This window comes from Streptosporangium sp. NPDC023963 (assembly GCF_040639135.1).
Lineage (GTDB): Bacteria > Actinomycetota > Actinomycetes > Streptosporangiales > Streptosporangiaceae > Streptosporangium.
This window is the reverse complement of the sequence record NZ_JBEZZK010000013.1, coordinates 148475-170030: the sequence shown is the minus strand read 5'-3', so window position 1 is coordinate 170030 and position 21556 is coordinate 148475. Positions and strand designations below refer to the sequence as shown.

The 21556-nt window shown below is 72.2% G+C and carries 24 protein-coding genes; 12 read left to right on the top strand and 12 right to left on the bottom strand.

Features of this window, described 5'->3' with window-relative positions; genetic code table 11:
* Positions 1 to 101: 101 nt before the first annotated feature.
* Complete coding sequence (locus tag AB0F88_RS31790) at positions 102 to 1004, top strand: AraC family transcriptional regulator (protein ID WP_362692419.1); 903 nt, start codon at positions 102 to 104, stop codon at positions 1002 to 1004.
* A gap of 47 nt (positions 1005 to 1051) precedes the next feature.
* Here AB0F88_RS31790 and AB0F88_RS31785 read toward each other — a convergent pair whose 3' ends face one another.
* Entirely contained in the window at positions 1052 to 1900 is an 849-nt protein-coding gene (locus AB0F88_RS31785) for a helix-turn-helix transcriptional regulator (protein WP_362692416.1), read from the bottom strand.
* Positions 1901 to 1986: 86 nt separating this feature from the next.
* Here AB0F88_RS31785 and AB0F88_RS31780 point away from each other — a divergent pair, with 86 nt between their 5' ends.
* On the top strand, positions 1987 to 2856 hold the full coding sequence (locus AB0F88_RS31780) for an SDR family oxidoreductase (protein WP_362692413.1): 870 nt from the start codon (positions 1987 to 1989) through the stop codon (positions 2854 to 2856).
* A 389-nt stretch (positions 2857 to 3245) separates the two neighbouring features.
* Positions 3246 to 4577 carry an aspartate--tRNA(Asn) ligase gene (gene aspS / locus AB0F88_RS31775; protein WP_362692410.1) on the top strand — a complete coding sequence of 444 codons (1332 nt, stop codon included), beginning with the start codon at positions 3246 to 3248 and terminating at the stop codon, positions 4575 to 4577.
* Between the two features lie 53 nt (positions 4578 to 4630).
* Here the strand turns inward: aspS and AB0F88_RS31770 are convergent, their stop codons facing one another.
* Positions 4631 to 5845 carry a M20/M25/M40 family metallo-hydrolase gene (locus AB0F88_RS31770; RefSeq protein ID WP_362692407.1) on the bottom strand — a complete coding sequence of 405 codons (1215 nt, stop codon included), beginning with the start codon at positions 5843 to 5845 and terminating at the stop codon, positions 4631 to 4633.
* A 167-nt stretch (positions 5846 to 6012) separates the two neighbouring features.
* Between AB0F88_RS31770 and AB0F88_RS31765 the strand changes: the two genes are divergently transcribed.
* From AB0F88_RS31765 to AB0F88_RS31745, 5 genes are all read left to right on the top strand, one after another.
* Entirely contained in the window at positions 6013 to 6471 is a 459-nt protein-coding gene (locus AB0F88_RS31765) for an Lrp/AsnC family transcriptional regulator (protein ID WP_362692404.1), read from the top strand.
* Between the two features lie 62 nt (positions 6472 to 6533).
* Positions 6534 to 6680 carry a hypothetical protein gene (locus tag AB0F88_RS31760; protein WP_362692401.1) on the top strand — a complete coding sequence of 49 codons (147 nt, stop codon included), beginning with the start codon at positions 6534 to 6536 and terminating at the stop codon, positions 6678 to 6680.
* A gap of 104 nt (positions 6681 to 6784) precedes the next feature.
* A complete protein-coding gene (locus tag AB0F88_RS31755) occupies positions 6785 to 7459 on the top strand; it encodes a response regulator transcription factor (protein ID WP_362692398.1) in 675 nt (224 codons plus the stop codon).
* A gap of 7 nt (positions 7460 to 7466) precedes the next feature.
* Positions 7467 to 8957 (top strand): HAMP domain-containing sensor histidine kinase, encoded by a 1491-nt coding sequence (locus tag AB0F88_RS31750; protein ID WP_362692395.1) that lies wholly within the window; start codon positions 7467 to 7469, stop codon positions 8955 to 8957.
* The gene (locus AB0F88_RS31745) at positions 8954 to 9460 is read left to right on the top strand and encodes a hypothetical protein (RefSeq protein ID WP_362692393.1); all 507 of its coding nucleotides are present in this window, start codon (positions 8954 to 8956) and stop codon (positions 9458 to 9460) included. Before AB0F88_RS31750 ends, AB0F88_RS31745 begins: the two co-directional genes overlap by 4 nt.
* A 21-nt stretch (positions 9461 to 9481) precedes the next feature.
* On the opposite strand, the gene AB0F88_RS31740 is transcribed toward AB0F88_RS31745, so the two are convergent.
* The 5 genes from AB0F88_RS31740 to AB0F88_RS31720 all read right to left on the bottom strand — a co-directional run bounded on the left by AB0F88_RS31740 (position 9482) and on the right by AB0F88_RS31720 (position 14821).
* On the bottom strand, positions 9482 to 10174 hold the full coding sequence (locus AB0F88_RS31740) for an aspartate/glutamate racemase family protein (protein WP_362692390.1): 693 nt from the start codon (positions 10172 to 10174) through the stop codon (positions 9482 to 9484).
* Between the two features lie 132 nt (positions 10175 to 10306).
* Positions 10307 to 11686, bottom strand: a complete 1380-nt coding sequence (gene murF / locus AB0F88_RS31735; protein ID WP_362692387.1) for a UDP-N-acetylmuramoyl-tripeptide--D-alanyl-D-alanine ligase — start codon at positions 11684 to 11686, stop codon at positions 10307 to 10309.
* Entirely contained in the window at positions 11683 to 12639 is a 957-nt protein-coding gene (locus AB0F88_RS31730; RefSeq protein ID WP_362692384.1) for a D-alanine--D-alanine ligase family protein, read from the bottom strand. The genes murF and AB0F88_RS31730 overlap by 4 nt, the downstream gene beginning before the upstream one ends.
* 161 nt (positions 12640 to 12800) lie before the next feature.
* On the bottom strand, positions 12801 to 13370 hold the full coding sequence (vanY-N, locus tag AB0F88_RS31725; RefSeq protein WP_362692381.1) for a D,D-peptidase/D,D-carboxypeptidase VanY-N: 570 nt from the start codon (positions 13368 to 13370) through the stop codon (positions 12801 to 12803).
* A gap of 233 nt (positions 13371 to 13603) precedes the next feature.
* A complete protein-coding gene (locus AB0F88_RS31720) occupies positions 13604 to 14821 on the bottom strand; it encodes an MFS transporter (protein WP_362692378.1) in 1218 nt (405 codons plus the stop codon).
* Between the two features lie 133 nt (positions 14822 to 14954).
* On the opposite strand from AB0F88_RS31720, the gene AB0F88_RS31715 reads away from it, so the two are divergent.
* From AB0F88_RS31715 to AB0F88_RS31705, 3 genes are all read left to right on the top strand, one after another.
* The gene (locus AB0F88_RS31715; RefSeq protein ID WP_362692375.1) at positions 14955 to 15890 is read left to right on the top strand and encodes a LysR family transcriptional regulator; all 936 of its coding nucleotides are present in this window, start codon (positions 14955 to 14957) and stop codon (positions 15888 to 15890) included.
* A gap of 252 nt (positions 15891 to 16142) precedes the next feature.
* Positions 16143 to 16790 carry an HD domain-containing protein gene (locus AB0F88_RS31710; RefSeq protein ID WP_362692372.1) on the top strand — a complete coding sequence of 216 codons (648 nt, stop codon included), beginning with the start codon at positions 16143 to 16145 and terminating at the stop codon, positions 16788 to 16790.
* Positions 16778 to 17404: a DJ-1/PfpI family protein gene (locus AB0F88_RS31705; protein WP_362692369.1), complete on the top strand. Its 627-nt coding sequence runs from the start codon at positions 16778 to 16780 to the stop codon at positions 17402 to 17404. Before AB0F88_RS31710 ends, AB0F88_RS31705 begins: the two co-directional genes overlap by 13 nt.
* Before the next feature lie 60 nt (positions 17405 to 17464).
* Here the strand turns inward: AB0F88_RS31705 and AB0F88_RS31700 are convergent, their stop codons facing one another.
* The 5 genes from AB0F88_RS31700 to AB0F88_RS31680 are packed head-to-tail and all read right to left on the bottom strand — an operon-like array spanning position 17465 to position 20765.
* On the bottom strand, positions 17465 to 17935 hold the full coding sequence (locus AB0F88_RS31700; RefSeq protein WP_362692366.1) for an SAM-dependent methyltransferase: 471 nt from the start codon (positions 17933 to 17935) through the stop codon (positions 17465 to 17467).
* A 15-nt stretch (positions 17936 to 17950) separates the two neighbouring features.
* Positions 17951 to 18748, bottom strand: coding sequence for an ABC transporter permease (locus AB0F88_RS31695; protein ID WP_362692363.1), 798 nt, complete (start codon positions 18746 to 18748; stop codon positions 17951 to 17953).
* The gene (locus tag AB0F88_RS31690; protein ID WP_362692360.1) at positions 18745 to 19512 is read right to left on the bottom strand and encodes an ABC transporter permease; all 768 of its coding nucleotides are present in this window, start codon (positions 19510 to 19512) and stop codon (positions 18745 to 18747) included. The genes AB0F88_RS31695 and AB0F88_RS31690 overlap by 4 nt, the downstream gene beginning before the upstream one ends.
* Positions 19505 to 20419, bottom strand: coding sequence for an ABC transporter ATP-binding protein (locus tag AB0F88_RS31685; protein ID WP_362692357.1), 915 nt, complete (start codon positions 20417 to 20419; stop codon positions 19505 to 19507). The genes AB0F88_RS31690 and AB0F88_RS31685 overlap by 8 nt, the downstream gene beginning before the upstream one ends.
* 55 nt (positions 20420 to 20474) lie before the next feature.
* Complete coding sequence (locus AB0F88_RS31680; protein ID WP_362692354.1) at positions 20475 to 20765, bottom strand: antibiotic biosynthesis monooxygenase; 291 nt, start codon at positions 20763 to 20765, stop codon at positions 20475 to 20477.
* A gap of 60 nt (positions 20766 to 20825) precedes the next feature.
* Here AB0F88_RS31680 and AB0F88_RS31675 point away from each other — a divergent pair, with 60 nt between their 5' ends.
* Positions 20826 to 21458 (top strand): TetR family transcriptional regulator, encoded by a 633-nt coding sequence (locus AB0F88_RS31675; RefSeq protein WP_362692351.1) that lies wholly within the window; start codon positions 20826 to 20828, stop codon positions 21456 to 21458.
* Positions 21459 to 21556: the final 98 nt, after the last annotated feature.

Here is a 21556-nt window from a genome sequence, read left to right as displayed (position 1 = left end):
TCGCGATCGCCTAGAATGATGCGCGCGCAGCGTTGCACGATCCGCTCAACCTTGCCCCGATCATCTTGGTTTCGCACGCATCTTCATGGTCCACTGGTGTGGTGCGTCACCTGGAGGAACTTCGCGACCGGATCGCGCGACTGGCCGCGGGCGGACCGCGCCCGCTGGAGATCGAGGGCGTCACGGTGTTCTCGACCGGGCACGTGACCGAACCGCTGGGCACGGTCACCAAGCCCATGTTCGCCCTGGTCGCCCAGGGAGCGAAGCGCTCCGTCCTCAGTGACCGCGTCTTCGACTACCACGCGGGCCAGTATCTCGTCGTGACCGTCGACCTTCCCCTGACCTCGCAGATCACGCGTGCCACGCCCTCCGAGCCCTTCCTCGGGTTCGGACTCCCGCTGCGGCCCGCGATCATCGCGCAGCTGCTGCTGGAGGCCGGCCCCTCCGTCGTTCGCTCCCGTCGTTCGCTCGACGAGGGGCCGGGCATCGCGACCAGTGATGCCGACGACAGGCTGCTCGACGCCGTCGTCCGGCTGCTGCGCCTGCTGGACGAGCCACCTGACATCCCGGTGCTGGCCCCCGGCGTGCGACGCGAGATCCACTGGCGGCTGCTGAACGGACCCCAGGCGGACCTGGTCAGGCAGATCGGCCTGGCCGACAGCCGCATGACCCTCGTCGCCCGTGCGATCGGGTGGATCAGGGACCGCTACGACGAGGTGATTCGCATCGACGACCTCGCCGGCGAAGTCGGGGTGAGCGTCTCCTCTCTCAACCGGCACTTTCGTGCGGTGACCGCCATGAGCCCACTTCAGTATCAGAAACAACTCCGGCTCCAAAGGGCCCGCATGCAACTCATCGCGGCGCCGCACGACGTGGCCGCGATCGGGTACGCCGTCGGATACGACAGCCCGTCGCAGTTCAGCCGCGAGTACCGGCGCATGTTCGGAGCCCCGCCGGGCCAGGACGCGGCACGCCTCCAGAACGCGGCGATCGTCCAGGAGTAGACGGCCGGTTGCGCCATCTTCCACCGCCGAGCCCTCATGCCCGTCCCTCACCCCCCGGGGCCGGGGGGAGTCCCGCCGCTCAGCCGCCGCAGGGCCTCGGCGGTGGGTGAGCCGGGTTCGGCGTTGTAGACGCACAGGGTCTGGTCGGGGTCGTCGGGAGGCTGGAAGGTCTCGTAGAAGAAATGGAGATCACCGACCACGGGGTGGTGGTAGTGCTTGCTGCCATGGGTGCGGCGCAGGACGTGGTGGTCGTTCCACCAGGTGGTGAACTGGGGTAAACGCAGGGTGAGCTCGGCCACGAGGTCGGCGAGCAGCCGGTCGTGCGGGTGGCGGCCCGTTTCGAAGCGGAGCATGGCGACGGTCTCGGAGGCCGCCTCCGCCCAGTTCTCGATGCGGTCACGGGCCTCCGGGTCCAGGAGGTAGTAGCGGGCGAGGTTGCGCCGGGGGGCGGGGATGGCCTCGAAGTCCGTCAGGACCGCGCAGATCAGGTGGTTGGCGGCCAGCACGTCGGTGCGCCGGCCGAGGATGAAGGCGGGGACGCGCTCCAGGGCCTGGAGCGTGAGGTACAGGCCCGGGCGGACCCGCTGCGGGCCGGCGGAGGTACGGGGAGCCGGTACGGGCCGCGCCAGCAGGTCGGTGAGGTGCTCGCGCTCCGCGAGATCGAGCTGGAGCGCGCGTGCGAGGGTCGCGACGACCTCCGGGGAGGGGTTTCTGGCGCGGCCCTGTTCAAGACGGGTGTAGTACTCGGTACTCACTCCGGCGAGGCGGGCGACCTCGTCGCGGCGCAGTCCCGGCACCCGCCGGATGCGGCCGTCGTCCGCCAGCCCCGCCCGACCGGGGGTGACCCGGGCCCGGCGGGAGCGCAGAAAGCCGGCGATCTCGCTACCACGGTCCATGTCTCCAGTGTGGACCCGCCGGATGTGGCGCGCCTTCGCCGGGTGGCCCTGCCGGTACCTGTCCTCTCAGGGCCTGTTCAAGCCTCGTGAACGAACCTCGGAGGTGGTGTGCTGGATGTGTGGGACGGTTGCCGGCCACGGCCCGTCCCTTGATCCGTTTCTCGTTGGGAGGTGTGCCCATGCTCGGGAAAATCCCTGGCAAGCCCCTGACCGGCCGCGTGGCGGTTATCACCGGCGCCTTCGGCGAGGTCGGCGAGGCCGCGGCCGAACACCTGGCGGGGCTGGGCGCGCGCGTCGCCGTCCTGGACCGGCGTGCGGACCGGCTGGACAGGCTGGTCTCCCGGATCGGGAAGAACGGCGGCACCGCCCTGGCGATCGCCGTTGACGTGACCGACGCCGCGGCGGTGCGCTCGGCCGCCGGCCGGGTGGCGGCCGAGCTGAAAGACGCCGACCTGCTGATCAACAACACGGGCGTCATGCTGCCCGTCCCGATCGAGGAGCCGGTCGCCGATCGGTGCGGGCGTCAGATCGACCTCAACATCACCGGGCTGACGAACGTCCTCGGCGCGTTCACCCCGCAGCTGGTCAAGGCCGCCGGTGAGCGTGGCGTGGCCGATCTGATCAACGCCTCGTCGATCGCGGCGCGGGACGGCTTCCCCGACTTCGCCGTCTACTCCGGTACCAAGACGTACGTCACCCGCCTCTCGCATCACCTGCGTGTCGAGCTGGGCGTCAAGAACGTGCGGGTGTCCAGGCTCGAACAGGGCGTCGCCGAGACCAGGCCTCGGCGCCACGTCACCGGCAACGGTGCGTTCCGGTGGCTGAGAGGCTCCGGGAAGACGACGGAGTGGCTCACGCCGCAGGACATCGCCGAGACCATCGGCTTCATCGCCACGCTGCCGCCGCGCGCGACCCTCCAGCGGATCACGATCACGCCCACCCGCCGGCCCGTCTGACCCCGCCCGGCCCCCTGCGCTCGCCCCCTCCCGGGACACGGGCCACGGGGACGCCCGCCCGATCCTCCGGCGCGCGGCGATTGTGGTTGCGATGCGCGGCAGCGCACGCGTACTCTTCCGGCAACGCATTGACGGAGACGAGTAGTCACGGGATCAGGGCGGGCAGGAGAGAGCCGCCGGCAGCTGGGAAGGCGGCCCCGTCCCCGGTGACGAAGACCCTCCCGAGTGCGGGGAGAAACGGCGTCCGCGCCCAATGCCCCGCCGGCCGGCCCCCGTCACCGGGCCCATCGAGGCCGCCGTCGTCACGGCGGTGAAAGTGCGGTGGCACCGCGAGTTCCCTTCTCGCCCGCACTCCCAAGGGATCACCACTCACTGACCAGAGGTTTGTGATGATCTCCTCATCCGCGACGATCCCGTCCACCCGCAGAACCCTGGCCGCGGAGCTCCCGCGGCGAATCGGCCGGCAGGTGACCGTCCAGGGCTGGCTGCACCGCAGGCGAACCCTGAAATCCGTGGTCTTCCTCATCCTGCGGGACCGCTCCGGCCTGGTCCAGGTCGTGGTCACCGAGCCCGAGGCCATGGCCGCCGCCGGCGGCCACCCCGAAGAGACCGTCTTGCAGATCACCGGGACCGTGACCGCCAACCCCCAGGCTCCCGGCGGAGCCGAGGTGACCTCCCCGGCGGTGACCGCCCTGTCGGGACCGGCCGCCGCCCCGCCGTTCGACCTCTACCGCCCCGCGGTGCCGGCCACCCTGCCGACCATCCTCGACCATGCCCCGGTCACCCTGCGCCATCCGCTGCTGCGGGCGCCCCACGCCATCTCCGCGGTCTCGGTGGCGGGTTTCCGCACGACGCTGGACGCGCTCGGCTTCACCGAGATCCACACACCCAAGGTGGTGGCCTCGGCGACCGAGTCCGGTGCCGACGTCTTCGGGATCGACTGGTTCGGCACCCGCGCCTACCTGGCCCAGTCGCCGCAGTTCTTCAAGCAGGCCATGGTCGGCGTCTTCGAGCGCGTCTACGAGACCGGGCCGGTCTTCCGGGCCGAACCCCACGACACCGCGCGGCACCTGGCCCAGTACACCTCGCTGGACGCCGAACTCGGCTTCGTCACCGACCACCGGGAGGTGATGGCCGTGCTGCGCGAGGTGATCGCGGGCATGACGGCCGCCGTCGAACAGCACGCCGGCGAGGCCTGCGCGCTGCTGGGCGTCGAGCTGCCCGACGTCCCGGAACGGATCCCGGAGATCCACTTCGCCCGGGCCCAGGAACTCCTGGCCGCCCACACCGGCGAGGACCCCAGGGGGGAGCCGGACCTCTCCCCGGCCCACGAACGCTGGCTGTCGCGGTGGGCGCTGCGCGAGCACGGCAGCGAGTTCCTGTTCGTCACCGGCTACCCGATGGCCAAACGACCCTTCTACACCCACCCCGAGCCCGGCAGGCCGCAGTACTCCAACAGCTTCGACCTGCTCTTTCGTGGCTTGGAGCTCGTCACCGGCGGCCAGCGCCTGCACCGCCACGAGGACTATCTCGCGGCCCTGGCGGCCCGAGGGGAGTCGCCGGAGCCCTACGCCGGCTATCTCGCCGCCTTCCGGCACGGGATGCCCCCGCACGGTGGCTTCGCCCTCGGCCTGGAACGGTGGACCACCCGGCTGACGGGGGCCGACAACATCCGCCGTGCCACCCTGTTTCCCCGTGACCTCCACCGGCTGACCCCCTGACGCCTCCGGGTGCGGCCCGCCGGGACACCACCGGGACGGGCCGCACCCGGTCGTCAGGACAGCAGGTCGCTCGCGTAGCGGGCGTACACGGCGGCGCAGCGGCGCATGGCGATCTCGTCGACGTACTCGTCGGGGCCGTGTGAGACGTCCAGGCGGCCCGCGCCGTAGCCGAAGGCGGGGATGCCGAGCTGCGCGTACCAGCGGGTCTCCAGGATGCCCGCGCACATCTCGAACCGGGCCGGCGCGCCCTGGACGTCGCCGGCGACGCGGGCGAGCGCGACGGCCGCGGGATGGTCGCGCTCGGTGCCGGCGGAGGGCTGCAGCTGGGTCGTGCGGATCGACACGTCGGCGCCGATCTCGCGGGCGGCGTCCTCGATGAGGCCGGTCAGGCGCTTGAGCTCGCCCTCCAGGTCCTCTTCGGGGTTGTAGCGGCCGTCGACGGTGAAGAAGGCCGAGCCGGGCACGACGTTGAAGTTGGAGCCGCCGCCGGACAGGCCGCCGACGACGATCATGCTGCCGCGGGCGTCGCCGGGGCTCATCGGGAAGCCGGTGTGCCGCCCGGCCATCTCGGCGGCGTACCGCTCGACGGGGCGGGCGATGTGCAGCATCTGCTGGAAGGCGTTGACGCCGAGGTTCGCCTGCCCGACGTGGGCCTCGCGGCCCCGGATGTCGATGCGGACGGAGACGGCGCCGCGGGCGGCGTTCCAGATGGCGCCGCCGCTGGGTTCGGCGGTGACCATGGCCAGCGCGGCCGGGTCGATCAGCCCGGCGGCGCGCAGGTGCCCGGCGCCCACGACGCTGCCGGTCTCCTCGTCGCACACCAGGTGCACGACGATCCGCCCGTCGCCGAGCAGTCCCAGGTCCCTGGCGGCCGCGGCGCCGTAGAGCATGCTGACGATGCCGCCCTTCATGTCCGCCGCGCCCCGGCCGATGATCCTTCCGTCGCGTCGTACGGCCGTGAACTGCCCGCGGCTCTGGGCGGGCACCACGTCGAAGTGGCCGTGGAAGTAGACGAGCCTGTCACCGCCGCCGGCGGTGCCGCGCACGACGCAGGGCTCTTCGAGCTCACCGGACGGGTCGACGAGTTCGATGATCTCCGGGGACAGGCCGAGGCGGTCCATCGCCTCGCGCAGCACCCGCGCGCAGCGGCCCAGCGCGAGCCCGGGCGGGTTCTCGGAGCCGACGGCCACGAGACGTTCGAGAAGCAGCGCCATCTCCTCGGCCCGCTCGTCCAGCCAGGCTCCGACCTGCGCGGCGTGGTTCGCCATGGGGTTCTCACCTCTCGTCGGACGGTGTCACGGTGCGGCTCGCCCCCGGAGCCGGTACGGGCGTGCACGGTGGGAAGAAGGGCTTTCGGCCACCGAAATGCAATTGACGTAATTCTAGGTTGAAATCAGCCTCATATGGTTTCCGATTCTGGCTCTAGAATCGCAATATGAGCAATGAAAACATACTTGATGCCATCGATCGCGAAATTTTGTTCCACCTCCGGCGGGACGGCCGGTTGACCAACGTCGAGCTCGCCAGGCGCGTGGGGCTCACCCCGCCCCCGTGTCTGCGCCGGGTGAAGCGGCTGGAGGAGGCGGGCGTCATCACCGGTTACCGGGCGACGGTCGATCACGGGATCCTCGGCGGCGGGCTGGAGGTCATCGTCTCCATCGAGGTCGCCGTGAGCGATCTGAAGACCCTGGAGCAACTGGAGAGGACCATCGCCGCCTACGACGAGGTCGTCGAGTTCCGCCGCCTGTTCGCCACCCCCGACTACCACCTGCGCGTTCTCGTCGCCGACTACGCCGCCTACGAGGCGTTCCAGACCGGGAAGATCATCGGTATTCCCGGCGTGGCCCGGGTGATCTCCCAGCCGACCATGAAGAAGATCAAGGTTCTCGACTGATCGGGGTCCCGGTGAGAGCGCTGTCACCAGGTGCGGGGGATCGCGCCACCGCGGCGCGGCGCTTGACGGTGCGGGTGTTCCTGCGGCGGGTCCTGCCCGACGAACTACGATTGGTGCCGAATGTGCGCGCGCTGTACGCCGCACGTCACCGTTCGTCGACGGCGGCCACCGCCGGCGTGATCGTCGGCAAGGCCGTGACACAACCATGACACGGCGAGGACGAGGCGGGCACACGGCCGGCCGACAGTGGACGGGGTTGACCGGCGGACGGGCTACGGGCGAGTTACGGGGGCGTGCTGTGAAACTCGGGGGCGTGTCGCGGGTGTTGTTGATCGAGGACGACCCGGCCGTGCGGGAGGGCCTTGAGCTGGCCCTGACCTTGCACGGATACCGGGTGCGCGCGGTGGAGTCCGGCGAGCAGGGGCTGGAGCGGCTGCGCACGGACCTTCCCGACGTCGTCGTGCTCGATCTGATGTTGCCCGGCATGGACGGGTTCGAGGTCTGCCGCCGCATCCGGGCCGCCGGCCAGCTGCCGATCATCATGCTGACCGCGCGCGGCGACGACATGGACGTGGTGGCCGGGCTGGAGGCGGGCGCCGACGACTACGTGGTCAAGCCGGTGCAGCCCAGGGTGCTCGAGGCACGCATCGGCGCCGTGCTCCGGCGGATCGGCCGGGAGCAGGCGGAGCTGGAGCGGCACGGGGACCTGACCATCGACCGGGCCGGGATCGTGGTCGCCAGACGCGGCGTGCCGGTGGACCTCGCCCCGACCGAGCTGCGCCTGCTGCTCGAGCTCTCCGGCACGCCGGGCCGGGTGCACAGCCGCCAGCAGCTGCTGGAGTCGGTGTGGGAGCACGGGTATTTCGGCGACTCGCGCCTGGTGGACGCGTGCGTGCAACGGTTGCGCGCGAAGATCGAGGACGACTCGGCGGCGCCCGTCTACGTGCAGACGGTGCGTGGGTTCGGGTACCGGTTCGGGCCGGTGTGAGCCGCCGGTGACACTCCGGCCGAGCCTGGGGCTGCGTGCCCGGCTGTTGTCCGCCTTCGCGCTGCTGTGCGTGGTCACCGCGGCGGCGGTGGCCGGCGGGATCTACGTCCAGGCCCGCAACGCCATCCTGGAGAGGACCCAGGACGCCGCGGTGCAGGCGATGACCGGCCGCCTGGAGGCGCTCTACCCGTTGCGGAGCGCGGCGCCGGGCCCGGACGAGCTCGGCGAGATCGCCGAGGCCGCGGCCGACCAGAACAGCTTCGCGGTCGCCGTCTACGGCGACACGCACTCGCCGCTCCCCCCGGGGCCGCCCCCGGCGCCGGGGCCGGGGCCCCGGAGGCCGGGCGGGAACGCCCGGATCCCGGACCTCGGGGTGATCTCACCGGAGCTGCGGCAGGTGGTGGCCGGCGGCCGTACCGCGTGGCAGCGCGTGGTCTGGCACAACGCGCCCATCCTGATCATCGGCATGCCGTTGCTGATCATCGAGCAGGACCGGACGACGCGGGTGTCCGGCATCGAGGTCTACAGCGCGCGCAGCCTGCTTCCCGAAGAGCGCAGCGTCGACGAACTCGCCGCACGCGCCTGGCTCATCGGCGGGGCGGCCCTGGCGTTCGCGGTCGCCCTGGCGCTGCTGGCCACCCGTGGCGTGCTGGGCCCGGTGCGCGAGCTCGGCCGGGCGGCACGCCTGCTGGGCGAGGGCGAGATGCGGACCAGGATCGCGGTGCGCGGCTCCGACGAGCTGGCCGACGTGTCGCGCACGTTCAACAACACCGCCGCGGAGCTGGAACGGCTCGTCGGGCAGTTGCGCGAGATGGAGGCCGACGCCCGCCGGTTCGTGGCCGACGTGTCCCACGAGCTGCGCACCCCGCTGGCCGCGCTCGCCGCGGTCGCCGACGTCCTGGAGGAGCAGGCGGGCCGGCTGCCCGAGCCCGCCGGAAGGGCCGCCAGGCTGGTCAGCCAGGAGACGCTCAACCTCACCGCTCTGGTGAACGACCTCATCGAGATCAGCAGGTTCGACTCGGGCGTCGCGGCCCTCGCGCCGAACGAGGTCGACGTGGCCGAGCTGGTGCGCGCGACCTTGCGCGTCCGGGGCTGGTCGGAACGGGTGCACACCGAGGTTCCGGCCGGGGTGACGGCGCGGCTGGACCCGCGCCGGGTGGACGTCGTCCTCGCGAACCTGGTCGGCAACGCCCTGCGGCACGGCGAGCCACCGGTGTCGGTACGGCTTGACACCGACCCGCACTGGATCGTCCTCGAGGTCCGCGACCACGGATCGGGGCTGGACGAGGCCGTGCTGCCGCACGTGTTCGACCGGTTCTACAAGGCCAGCGCGGCCAGGGCCAGGTCCGAGGGCAGCGGCCTGGGCCTGGCCATCGCGCGGGAGAACGCGCGTCTGCACCGAGGCGACCTCACCGTCGCCAACGCCCCGGACGGCGGCGCCGTGTTCACGCTGCGCCTGCCACGCCGGTCACCCGATCCGGACGGAGGTCCCGAATGAGGACCGGACCCGCCCGCCGCATGCTCGCCGCGGGCCTCGTGTCGCTCGCCGCCGCGGCCGGCTGCGGCGTGCAGCCCAGCGACGTCATCCCCGCCGGCGACCCGCCGAGCGGACGCGTCGCACCGGCCACGACGACCACCCTCTACCTGGTGAAGAACGGCCGGATCAGCGCGGTGACGCGGCCCCGTGACCGTCCGATGTTCCCGGCGGACACGCTCGCGCTGCTGGCGGACGGACCCACCGCGGGGGAGCGGGCGAACGGGTTCACCACCGAGGTCCCGCCCGAGGCCGGCCCGTTCTCGGTGACCGCCAGGCCGGCCGGCCACCTGGTGGTGACCCTGTCCGCTCCGGCCGGCGAGCTGTCCGCACCGGCCGTCGGGCAGATCGTGTGCACGGCTGCCGCCACGGCGCCGGAAAGCCCTGCCGAGGTCCAGGTCACCGTCGTCGGCGCCGGGCAGAGCGTCGGCCCCCGGAACTGCCCGGGTGGCGCCGGCGCGCCGTGAGGGAACGCGGCCGAGGTCGCGTCAGCCGGCCAGCGCGAAGCCGGCCGCCGCCTCCGCGTGCAGCCGGGCGCTCGGCAGCAGCGGGACGGCGGTGTCCTTCTCGGTGATCAGGAGCTCGATCTCCGTGCAGCCGAGGATGACGCCTTCGGCTCCGTCGGCCGCGAGATCGGCGATGATCTGGGCGTACGCGTCCCTGGAGGATTCCCTGAGCACCCCGCGCACCAGTTCGTCGAAGATCACGCGATGGGCCAGTTCCCGCTGCTCGCGCCGCGGGACGACCACGTCGAAGCCGTGGGCGGCCAGCCGGTCCCGGTAGAAGGGCTGCTCCATGGTGAAGCGGGTGCCCAGCAGGCCGACCTTGCGCATCCCCCTGGCGCGGACCTCCGCGCCCACGGCGTCGGCGATGTGCAGCACGGGCACGCTCGCGGCCCGCGCCACGTCGTCGCTCACCCGGCTGAAGGTGTTGCTGCAGACGAGCAGGACCTCGGCGCCGAGGTCCTCCAGCTTCCCGCCGGCATCGGCCAGCAGCGTGCTCACCTCGTCCCAGCGGTCGGCGAAGACGAGGTCCTCGACGGTCGTGTAGTCGACCGACCAGATGAGGCTGTTGGCGGAATGACTGCCGCCGAGCCGCTCGCGTACCCGCTGGTTGATGATCTGGTAGTAGATCACCGTCGATTCCCAGCTCAACCCGCCGATGAGACCGATGGTGCGCATGGAACTCCGTTTCGATGACTTGTGCCGGCACCTGGTCGGTGCCGGTCGTGGTGACGGTGCCGCCACCGGCCTGGCCGGTGCACGAGCGTGGACGGGCCCGATCCGCCCGGCCCTTCGGCGTTGCGCCGGCGGTCAGGTGCCGGCCAGCGCGCGGGCGCAGGCACCGAGCCCGATCTCGCTGGAGGCCTTGACGAACACCACGTCTCCCGGTTCGACAAGCGCGGTGGCCAGTTTGAGGGCCCCGGCCACGTCCTCGGCGGTGTGGACGGCCACGCCCTGGTCCGAGGACTCGGCCGCCTCCGCCATCGCGAGCGGATCCCCCGCTCCGACCGCGATCAGCACGTCGAAGCGGAGGTCGGCGACGAGCCGGCCCATCTCCGCGTGCCGGGCGCGGGAGGCCTCCGCCTGCTGCCCCATCGCGCCGAGCACGGCGACGGTACGGCGCGTGCCGGCCAGGGCCCTCACCGCCCGCAGCCCGGCCCGCATGGATTCGGGGCTGGCGTTGTAGGCGTCGTCGACGACGGTGACGCCGTCAGGTCGTTCGGCGATCTCCAGCCGGCCCGCGGAGCGCCGCCGGGCGGCGTTCAGCCCATCGGCGATCTCGGCGACGTCCAGGCCGAGCGCGGTGGCGACGGCGGCGGCGGCCAGGGCGTTGCCCACCTGGTGCTCGCCGATGAGGCCGAGCTCGACCGGGGCGCGGCCGGAGGGCGTCACCAGCTCGAACGCGGTTCGCGCGCGGTCGGTCATCCGCACGTCCTCGGCTCGCACCTGCGCCTTCGCCGACCGGCCGTACCACAGGATCCGGGCCCTGGTGCGGCCGGCCATGCCCATGACGTACGGGTCGTCGGCGTTGAGCAGTGCGAACCCGTCCGCCGGAAGCGCCTCGACCAGCTCGCCCTTGGCCTCGGCCACGTCGGCCGGCCCGGCTCCCATGCGCTCCACATGCGCGGTGCCGACATTGAGCACCAGCCCGAGCCGGGGCGGTGCGAGCCCGGTCAGGTATGTCAGGTCGCCCTTGCGGCCCGCGCCCATCTCCAGCACCAGGTACCGGGTGGCGGCGTCGGCACGCAGCACCGTGAGCGGCAGTCCGAGCTCGTTGTTGAACGACCTGTCGGTGGCGACCGTCGCGGCGTGCCGTTCGAGCACCTGGGCCAGCAGGTCCTTGGTCGTGGTCTTGCCCACGGAGCCGGTCAGGCCGATCACGGTCGGGCCGATGTGCTCGAGCAGGTGCCTGGCCAGCAGGCCGAGCGCGAGCTGGACGTCCTCGACCACGAGGGCGGGCACGCCGACGGGCCTCGAGGCCAGCACGGCGACGGCGCCGCCCGCGACGGCGGCGGCCGCGTGGTCGTGACCGTCGACGCGGGCGCCGGCCGTCGCGGCGAACAGGCCGCCGGGCACCACCTCGCGGGAGTCGACCGCCGAGGGCGCCGTCACCGGCGCCTGCGGGTCGCGCACGTCGTGCAGGCTCGCGCCGACGACCCGCGCGATCTCGTTCAGCGTCATGGGGATCATGAGCCGCTCCTGGCGAACGCGAGGTCGATGAGGCGGCGCAGCAGGTCCGGGTACGGGACACCGCTCGCGGCCCACGACCTGGCGTAGACGGAACGGGAGGTGAAGCCGGGCATGGTGTTGATCTCCAGCACGTACAGGCGTCCCGTGTCCTGCTCGTGGAGGAAGTCGACGCGGGACAGGCCGTAGCCGCCGATCGCCCGGAAGGCGCGCAGGGCCAGCTCGCGCACGTCCTCGGCCAGCCGTTCCGGCAGCGCGGCGGGGATGACGGCGATCTCGGCCCGGCTGAGGTACTTGGCCTCGTAGTCGAGCCAGTCGCCGGGCACGATGAGCTCGCCGGGCACCGAGGCGTCCGGGGTGTCGTAGCCGCCGAGCACGCCGCAGACGACCTCGCGCGCGGTCACGCCCTGCTCGACGACGACCACCCGGTCATAGGCCAGCGCCAGGTCCACGCCCGCGCGCAGCTCCTCCATGGAGGTGACACGTGAGATGCCGATGGAGGAGCCCATGTTGGCCGGTTTGACGTACATCGGCCAGTCGAGCGACTTCACCAGATCCCAGTGGTCGGTGGTGGTGCTCCATTCGTGCCCGGTGAACCACACATGTGGGGTGACCGGAATGCCCTCCGCCAGGAACGCGCGCCGCATCGCGACCTTGTTCATGGCCACGGCGGAGGCCATGACGCCGCAGCCCACGTACGGGATGCCCAGCGTCTCCAGGTGACCCTGGACGACGCCGTCCTCGCCGAACGGCCCGTGCAGCACGGGGAAGACCACGTCCGCCAGATCGCGTCGCAGTTCCACCGGCCACCTGCCCTTCCGGTCGATGATGACGGCGACGGGCTCGTACAGATCCCTCGGCAGGGCATTGAGCACGGCCTGCGCCGACTGCAGCGACACCTCGTGCTCCGCGGACGGCCCACCCGCCAGCACGGCCACGCGTACGCGTTCGGTCACGATCGATCAGCCTTCCTCGATGGCACGGAGACGACCGGACCCACCTCTGGGGAACAGGCTCCGGTCAACCCCGTCCACTGTCGGCCGACCGTGTCCCCGCCTCGTCAGCGCCGTGTCATGGTTGTGTCACGGCCGGGCCGTCCTCGGGGGCCGCCTGTGGGCTACGGCCGGTCCGCGTGCCCGCCGGCCCGGCCCGCGCCGGGGTGGGGCCGTCGTCGTGGTGGCCCGCCGCTGTCCGGGCGGTACTCGAAGTGCCACCACTCGTTGTCGTAGATGCGGTACAGGTCGTAGCTGGCGCCGTGTTCCTCCAGCCAGCGCGCGCCCTCATGGGGGCGCACGTCCAGCGCGACGCCCTTGACGTGGCAGGATTCCGCCGGTGGCAGCACGAGCATGCGCGCCAGCGCCGGGGAGCCGGAGCGGCGCACCTCCTCGTCGAACATCCGCTGCTGGACATGGGGATCGCGGTATCCCGAGGTGAGGCCGATGAGCTGGCCGTGACGCCAGAGCGCCCGGGTGCGCGCCGCGGTGAACGCCGCCAGGGCGCCGTCGGTGAGACCGGTGAGGTCCTCGGCGGGGAAGCGCATCCGCAACGCCCAGCGGCAGGCCAGTTCGCGGGCACGGCCGGGATGCCGGGCGAACGCCGCGGGCAGCAGGAACACGGCGAGCACCAGCGTGACCGCGGCATACAGCCGGTCACGGGGCCGAGTCGGGATCGTGCGTGGCTCGTTCATGACGAACCACGATCGGCGCCGGACGTGCGCGCGCCGTCCGCCGGATGTCACCGTTTCTCGACGGCGGCCACCGCCGGCGCGACCGCCGGCGAGGCCGTGACGCGACCATGACACGGCGAGGACGAGGCGGGCGCACGGCCGGCGGCGGACGGGACCGACCGGCGGGCGGGTCACGAGGGCGTGCTGTGAGACCCGGCGTGTCGCGAGTGTCGCCGATCGAGGGTGACCCGGCCTTACGGAAGGGGCGCCGCGGCGCGCCGGGGGAGCAGCAGCGGGGTCGCCAGCAGGAGCACACCGGCCAGGCCGATGGCCGTGCGCGGGCCGAGCACGGCGCCCAGCACGCCCCAGGCGGCCGTCAGGAGCGCGGTCGAGACCTTGGTCGTCACCGCCCAGGCGGACAGCGTGCGGGCGACCCGGCCGGCCGCGGTGCGCTCGAGGCGGTAGGTGGCGCAGACGGGGTTGAAGACCCCGCAGCAGAAGATGAGCCCGAGCTCGACGCTCATCACCAGCAGCAGCCCTCCGGTGCCCGGCCCCAGGAAGACCAGGCCGACGGGCCAGAGCGCGCGCAGCGTCCCGGCCACGACCAGGACCCGGTGCTGTCCGAACCGGGTGACGAGCGGCCGGGCCAGCCGCGAACCGAGCAGCCCGCCGATCGCGGGCGCGGCGAAGGCGAGGCCGTACTGCCAGGGCGCGAACCCGAGCCGGCCGAGCATCAGGACGGCCAGCAGTGGCCCGGTGGCCATCACCAGGCCGTTGAACGAGGCGGTGTTGAACAACAGCCGCCGCAGCGTCGCGTCGGCGAGGATGTACCGCCAGCCGTCGAGCAGGTCCCCGGCCCGCATGCGCGGGGCCTCCCGGCGTTCGGGCCGCGGCTCCCGCCCGCCCATCGCGCCGAGGCCCAGGGCCGAGAGCAGGTGGCTGACCGCGTCGGCCACCACCGTCGCCACCGGGCCGAGGAGCCCGATCGCGGCACCGCCCAGCGGCGGTCCGATGATCGTGGTCGTCCAGGTCGTGGACTCGAACCGGGCGTTGGCGACGAGCAGGTCCTCGACCGGCAGCAGCGTCTTCAGGTACGCGCCGGAGGCGGCCCGGAAGGTGATGTCGGCCGCCGCGACGACGACCGAGACCAGCAGGAGCTGGACGAAGGAGAGGACGCCGAGCGCGAACGCGGCGGGGATCGTCAGCAGCGCCGCGAACCGCACCAGGTCCGTCCCGATCAGTACCGGCCGCTTGCGGCGGAACTCCACCCACGGGCCGAGCGGCACCGCCACGGCCGCGCCCGCCAGAGCCCCCACGGAGGACAACGCCGCGACCTCCGCCGGTCCGGCGTGCAGCACCTGGATCGCGATCAGCGGGAACGCGCCGAAGGCGAGCCACGTACCGAGCGCGCTGGTCCCGTACGCTCCCCAGAGCCACCCGAACCGCCGCCCCAACCGGGGCCCGTTCCTCATGTTCGACGCCCCTCGCCACTCACCCGCACAACCGATCCGCGATCGAAAGCATCAAATCGAGCATCATGTCCGGAGATCAAACAACTGTCGGCCACCCAGCCACAACCAGCGGTTGTACGCATATGGTGTCCGCGTGGATCTCGACACCGTCCGGACCTTCGTCGCCGCCGCCGGCGCGGGGCAGTTCCAGGAGGCCGCCGCCGAGCTGGCGGTCACCCAGCAGGCCGTCTCCAAGCGCATCGCCGCGCTGGAGCGCGACCTCGGGGTGCGATTGTTCACCCGCACCCCGCGCGGTGCCGAGCTCACCATCGACGGGCAGGCGTTCCTGCCCCACGCCCGCGAGCTGCTCCGGGCCGCCGAGCGCGCGGTCGCGTCCGTGCGCGCCGGCAGCCGTCCGCTGCGCGTCGACGTGATCACCTCGCGCAGCGCGCAGTCGGGTCTGATGCGCGACTTCCACCGCGCGCACCCCGAGATCGAGCTCGACGTGGTGATGCTGTTCGACATCGAGAAGGCACTCGCCGCCATCCGGTCCGGTGCGATCGACGTGTCCTTCCGCGCCGTCGCCGCACCCGGCCGGCCCCTTCCCGAGGACGTCGAGTCCGTCCGGGTGCTCGACGAGGCGCTCCAGCTCCTCACCGGGCCCGCCCACGCGCTGGCGGGCGCCCGGTCGGTGACGGTCGCCCAGCTCGCCGGGCACCGGATCTGGATGCCGGGGATCGTCCCCGGCACCGAGTGGGCCGCCTACTACGACGATCTCGTCGCCGAGTTCGGCCTCACCATCGAGGCGACCGGCCCCAACTTCGGCTCCGACGCGCTCCTCGACACCGTCGCCGACACCCCGGCCCTGGCCACCTTCATGGGCGAGCAGACCCGCCTGGTCTGGCCCGCCGGCCACGGCCTGCGCCGTATCCCGGTGACCGGCCCCACGCCCGTCTACCCGCACTCGCTCCTGTGGCACCGCGACAACCCCCACCCCGCGCTGGCCACCCTCCGCGATCACCTCGCCGCCGTGGCGGCCGGCCACGGCGCCCCCGGGACCTGGGCGCCGGACTGGGCGATCGCGCGCTGAACGCCGCCGCCCGGCGGGCGTGAGCAGGCACGCCGGGGCCCTCGACCGGGGCGGGAAAGCCGCCGTCACCGAATCGTCGTCAAGATCGTCTCTGGCGCCGGAACCCGGTCCGGCCCTTCCCGGAGACCATTCCAGACGATGTCCGTATCTGTGGGTTGCAGGGCCCTGCGGCCATGGCGCCGCGATCGGGCGGTTCGTAGATTGGAAGTGCCGCCGGAGGGGCCGGCGGGCACGTGAGCAGGGGTGATGGCGATGATCGGGGACTTTTCCGCACCGGCCGGGATACGGGTGCCGGACTCGACGCTGGCGAGGGAGGCGACCGAGCTGGTACGCGACAGCGCGAGCGATCTGATCTACGACCACTCGCGCCGGGTGTACTTCTTCGGCGCCCTGCGGGGGCGCGACCGGGATCTGGGCTTCGACCCCGAGCTGCTCTACGTCGCGGCCATGTTCCACGACCTGGGCCTGGGCGAGCCCTTCCACGGCAGCGGGCGGCGTTTCGAGGTCGACAGCGCCGACGAGGCCCGCCGTTTCCTGCGGGATCACCAGGTGCCCGAGGACGGCGTCCGCCGGGTGTGGACCGCGATCGCCCTGCACACCACCCCGGGCATCCCCGAGTTCATGGAGCCGGAGGTGGCACTGGTGACGGCGGGGGTGGAGTACGACGTGCTGGGCATCGGCTACCACGACGTCAGCGAGGCCGACCGGGCGGCGATCGTGGCCCTGCACCCGCGCCCCGACTTCAAACGGCGCATCCTCGACGCCTTCACCGAGGGGATCCGGCACAGGCCGCAGACCACGTTCGGCAACGTGAAGGCCGACGTGCTCGCCCACTACGTCCCGGGTTTCGTGCGCGGGGACTTCGTGCGCACCATCCTGGACTCCCCGTGGGCCGAGTAGCCTCGCGCCGGCGGGCGGACCACGTGGTCGCGGTGGTGGCCTTCGACGGCGTGCAGCTGCTGGACGTCACCGGTCCCGCCGAGGTCCTCACCACGGCCAACGGCTTCGGCGCCCGTTACGCGGTACGGGTCGTCTCCCCGTCAGGCGCGGACGTGCGGACCTCCTCCGGGGTGCGGATCGGAGTGGACGGGGCCCTGGAGAGCCTGCCCGCGCGGCTGGGCACGGTCGTCGTCCCCGGCCGCCGGGACTGGCGGCGGGCCGTGGCCGACCAGGACCTGATCGCCCTGGTCACGGAGCTCTCCCGCCGTTCGGCGCGGGTCACCTCGGTGTGCGCCGGGGCCTTCGTGCTGGCGCAGACGGGCGTGCTCGACGGACGGCGCGCCGCTACCCACTGGCGGCTCGCCGCGCAGCTGGCGGCCGCCCAGGCTCTCCTCGATGCAGGGAACAACCCCGTGGAGAAGGTGGCAGAGGAGTCCGGCTTCGGATCCGCGGAGACCATGCGCCGCGTCTTCCAGCACACCCTGGGCGTCGCCCCGACCACCTACCGGGCACGCTTTCGCACCACCGCCGCCGCCGTGACCCGCGCGGGCATGCCGGGGCACCTCGTCTCGTAGGCCGCGAGGGGTGTCGCCCGGGCAGGCCGGCGGTTCGAGGTCGAGTCGCCCACCACCTGCTCAGTAGTAAGGGCTCATGAGCTCGGTGGCCCAAGCCGGCTGGGCGACCGGATGCCGGGGAGCGAACTCGATCAGGTACGGCTTGATGTCCAGGACGGGCGTGCCTGACAGCGCGTCCAGGTCGGCGACGTGCAGGTTCAGGCCGTCCACGGCGAGGAGCCGGCAGCGGGAGACGCCGAGACGGTTGGGCCGGTACGGCCCGCGGTGGGCGAAGATCCCCACCGGGGCCGCGTCCGGATTCCCCCGCGGGGGACGGGGATCGGTGCGCACCTCGGCCGGATCGATGCGATCGAAGAGAAAGACCACCTCCAGGTGGGAGAAGTCCTCCAGGCCCTGCACCGCCGAGGTGGTGAAGGCCTCGCCGTCCAGCCGGATCACGGCTCGGACGTCGTGCCAGTCGTCTTCGACCATCTCGCTGCGCCCGCCCACCACCTGGCCGACGGGTCGCACGGTCACGGTGTCCGTTGTCATGGTGGTCTCCGCGTTCTAGTGGCGGCCGAGGGTGCCGCGGCGTTTGGCGAGGTGTTCGAGTCGATTGAACAGCACCACCCCGGCGGCGGTGAGGAGCAACGGCTGGACCAGCAGCCATCCCAGGCCCCAGCCGGTCGGCAGGGCGGCCAGGGAGTGCCCGCCGAGCAGGATGTCACGCATGGCCTCGATGCCGGGCGCGACGGGAACGAGCAGCCGGCTGAGAGCGGCGATCGGATCGGGCAGGGCGGCCAGGGGGACCAGGGTGCCGCCGGCGATGGCGTAGACGGCCACCGACAGCTGGGTGATGATCTCGATGCGTTTGAACACCAGGGTCAGCCCGCACAGGATCAGGGCCAGCCCGCAGGTGCCCAGCACGATGGCGGCCAGCGGCACGATCACCTGCGCGTCGAGAGGCAGCCGCCCGCCCTGGAGGGTGATGGCGACGGCGCCGGTGGCCAGGACGGCCAGCGCGGCGGGCAGGGCCGAGATCACGGCGGCCACCTGGCGGCCGAGGATGCTCGCGGCCGAGGGCAGCGAGGTCAGGTAAGTCTGTTCCAGCACCCCGGACTGGATGTCGCCCAGGTAGCTCCAGAACACCCGGTTGACCTGCTCGTGGATGAAGGTCAGTGCCACCATGCCGAGCAGCACCGGCAGCAGCAGGTCGGGGAGTAACTGCCCGCGTCCCATGAACAGCACGATGAGCAGGTAGAACAGTGGAAACGTGACCATTTCCAGGATGCCTTCACGCCAGCCGGCGGCCAGGTTGAGCAGGCCCTTGCCGACTTCGGCGGCGAATCCGCGAGCGAAGCTCATGAGGACTCCTGCAGGGCTCGGCGGTGGTTGCGGACGAACAGCAGGCCGCTGACCGCGACCAGGGCGAAAGTGTGCAGGAGCAGCCAGGGCAGGGTGCCGCCGCTCCAGACCTCGGACAGGCTCCGGCCCTCGAACAGCGTCTGGGTGATCGCCTCGATGCCCAGCGTGGTGGGCAGGATCCTGGCGAGAACGGCCAGCCAGTCCGGATAGAAGGCCAGCGGCAGGAACGAGCCGTTGAGCAGCAACACCAGTGAGGTGAACAACGACTGCAGGGCGCCGATCATCGGGGAGACCAGGGCGAGGGCCGCCAGCAGGAAGGTGAAGGCCAGCACGTTCACCCCCAGGAGTACGGCGGGCAGGAGCGCCGCCCAGCGCGCCGGGATCGTGATCCCGGCCACCAGCATGGGGACGAGTGTGGCGACGGCGGTGACCGCCAGGCCGAACACCGAGGCGGTGACCAGCCGGCCGAGCATCGGCAGCCACGGCGGCGCCGTGCTCATCTGGGCCTGAGCGAAGGTGCCTGCGCGTTTCTCCTCGATGAGGTCGGCCACCATCACCAGCGCGGCGTACTGCAGGAACCAGTACCCGCCGATCGCGACGAGGGTCTGCGGCAGCAGATCCTGGCGCAGCTGGCCCTGGCCCAGGACGAACTGCAGGCCGAGGTACATCATGGTGCTGATCAGCAGCGTGATGACGTGGCCGATCGGGTGGGCCAGCTGCACGCGCAGCCCCTTGCCGATCTCGGCGCCCAGGATGTCAAGCATGGGACGGCTCGTTCACCAGAGCGAGGAACACGTCCTCCAGGTCGGGCTGGACCTGGGTCAGCGACTCCAGGACGGCCCCGTGCGCGCGCAGGCGTTCGACCACGTCGTACACCTCGCCGGGTTCGCTCACCCGCACGTCGATCGTGGTGACGCCCTCGCGGGTGACGGCGTCGAAGCCCGCCGGCGCGGTTCCCTCGACGCGGATCTCGTAGCGGTCGCGTTCGCGGAAGCCGGCCAGCAGCTCGTGCGTGGGCAGGTCGGCCACGAGCCGTCCCCGGCGCATGACGGCCACCCGGTCGCACAGCTCCTGGGCCACGTCCAGCTGGTGGGTGGTGATCAGAATGGTGGTGCCCAGTTCGCGGGCCAGCTCGGCGATCCAGTCCTTGACGACGCGGGTGGCCTCGACGTCCAGGCCGAGCGTCGGCTCGTCCAGCAGCACGATCGGCGGGCCGGCGATCAGGGCGACGGCGATCGCGACCTTCTGCTGCATGCCGCGGGAGAAGCCGCCGACCTTGTCGCCGCGCCGCTCCCACAGCCCCAACCCGGTCAGCAGGTCCCTGGCACGGTCGGCGACCTGGGCCTTGCGCAGGCCTTTGAGCCGGCCGAAGTACATCAGGTTCTGCCAGGCCGACAGGCTCCAGTAGACGTTGCGCGAACCCTCCAGCACGGCTCCGAACTGCGCCATCGCGGCCGAACGCTGCCGGGTCACGTCGAAGCCGCCCAGCCGGACCCGGCCGGAGGTGGGGGTCAGCAATCCGGCGAGCATCTTGATGGTGGTGGTCTTGCCCGCGCCGTTGGGTCCCAGGAAGCCGAACACCGATCCGGCGGGGACGCGCAGCGACACCTCGTCGACGGCCCGCGCCTGGGCCGTGCCGTACACCTTGGTCAGCGCTTCGATATCGATCATGTCATCTCCTCGGTGGGGGAACCCCGGCCCCGGGTCGCGGGACCGGGGCGGGCGGTCAGAGCTCGTCGAGCATCTCGATGTCCTCCGCCATGACCTCGCGGGCCACCTCGAACGCCGCGACGGCCGCCGCGGTGCCGGGCGCCGCCTGGCGGGCCGCCCGCAGGCTGGCGGCGCTGTCCCAGCGCCAGACGCCGACCCACGTCCCGTCGTCGAGCCGGCCGAGGCGTGCCTCGGTGAGGCCGGGCTGGGCGGCCCTGATCGCGGTGACCAGGGCGGCGTGCCTGGCCCGGACCTGGTCGGCGTCGGCGGGATCGGCCTGGAAGCGGGTGACGCTGACAAGCGACATGGCTAGACCTCTTCTCTAGAGTTGGCTTCTAGTAACCGTATCTAGAGATAGACTCTAGCCATGAGTGATGTCAAACCGGCGAGCAAGCGAGCGCGGAAGGCGCAGGAGACGCGACAGCGCATCCTGGCGGCGGCACTGGAGCTGTTCGTGCGGGACGGATACGGCGCGACGAATCTTCAGGACGTCGCCGGCCAGGCCGGGGTCGCGGTGCAGACGATCTACTTCGTCTTCGGCAACAAGCGCGCCCTGCTGAAGGAACTGGTCGACGTCACGATCGCGGGCGACGACGAGCCCGTGGCCACGATGGACCGGCGGTGGTACACCGACGCGCTGGCCGCGGACACCGCCCACGACATGGTCCGCGCCTACGTCACCGGCACGACCTCCATCCTGGAACGAGCCGCGCCCATCGGCAAAGTCCTGGAAGGAGCGGTCGCGAGCGACCCCGAGGTCGCCGCCCTGTGGCCGCACGAGGTCGATCCGCGCTACGTCGTCCATCGGGAAGCGGCCGAAGCGCTGGTCGCCAAACCGGGCGCACGGGAACGACTGCCGGCGGAGGAGGCGGCCGATCTGCTGTTCGGCCTGCTCAGCCCGGAGCTGTACCTGCTGTTCACCCGCGAGCGGGGCTGGTCACGCGAGCGCTGGGAGCAGTGGGCCGGCCAGACCCTTCGCGCCCAGCTCTGTTCGGGCTAGGTCTGCCGGCGGGCCTCGGCGGGCGGCGAACTTCGCGCCGGCCGCACAGGCCTCGCCGCCGGGGCGCCCGCCCGTCGTCAGGCCGGGGCGGCTGAGAC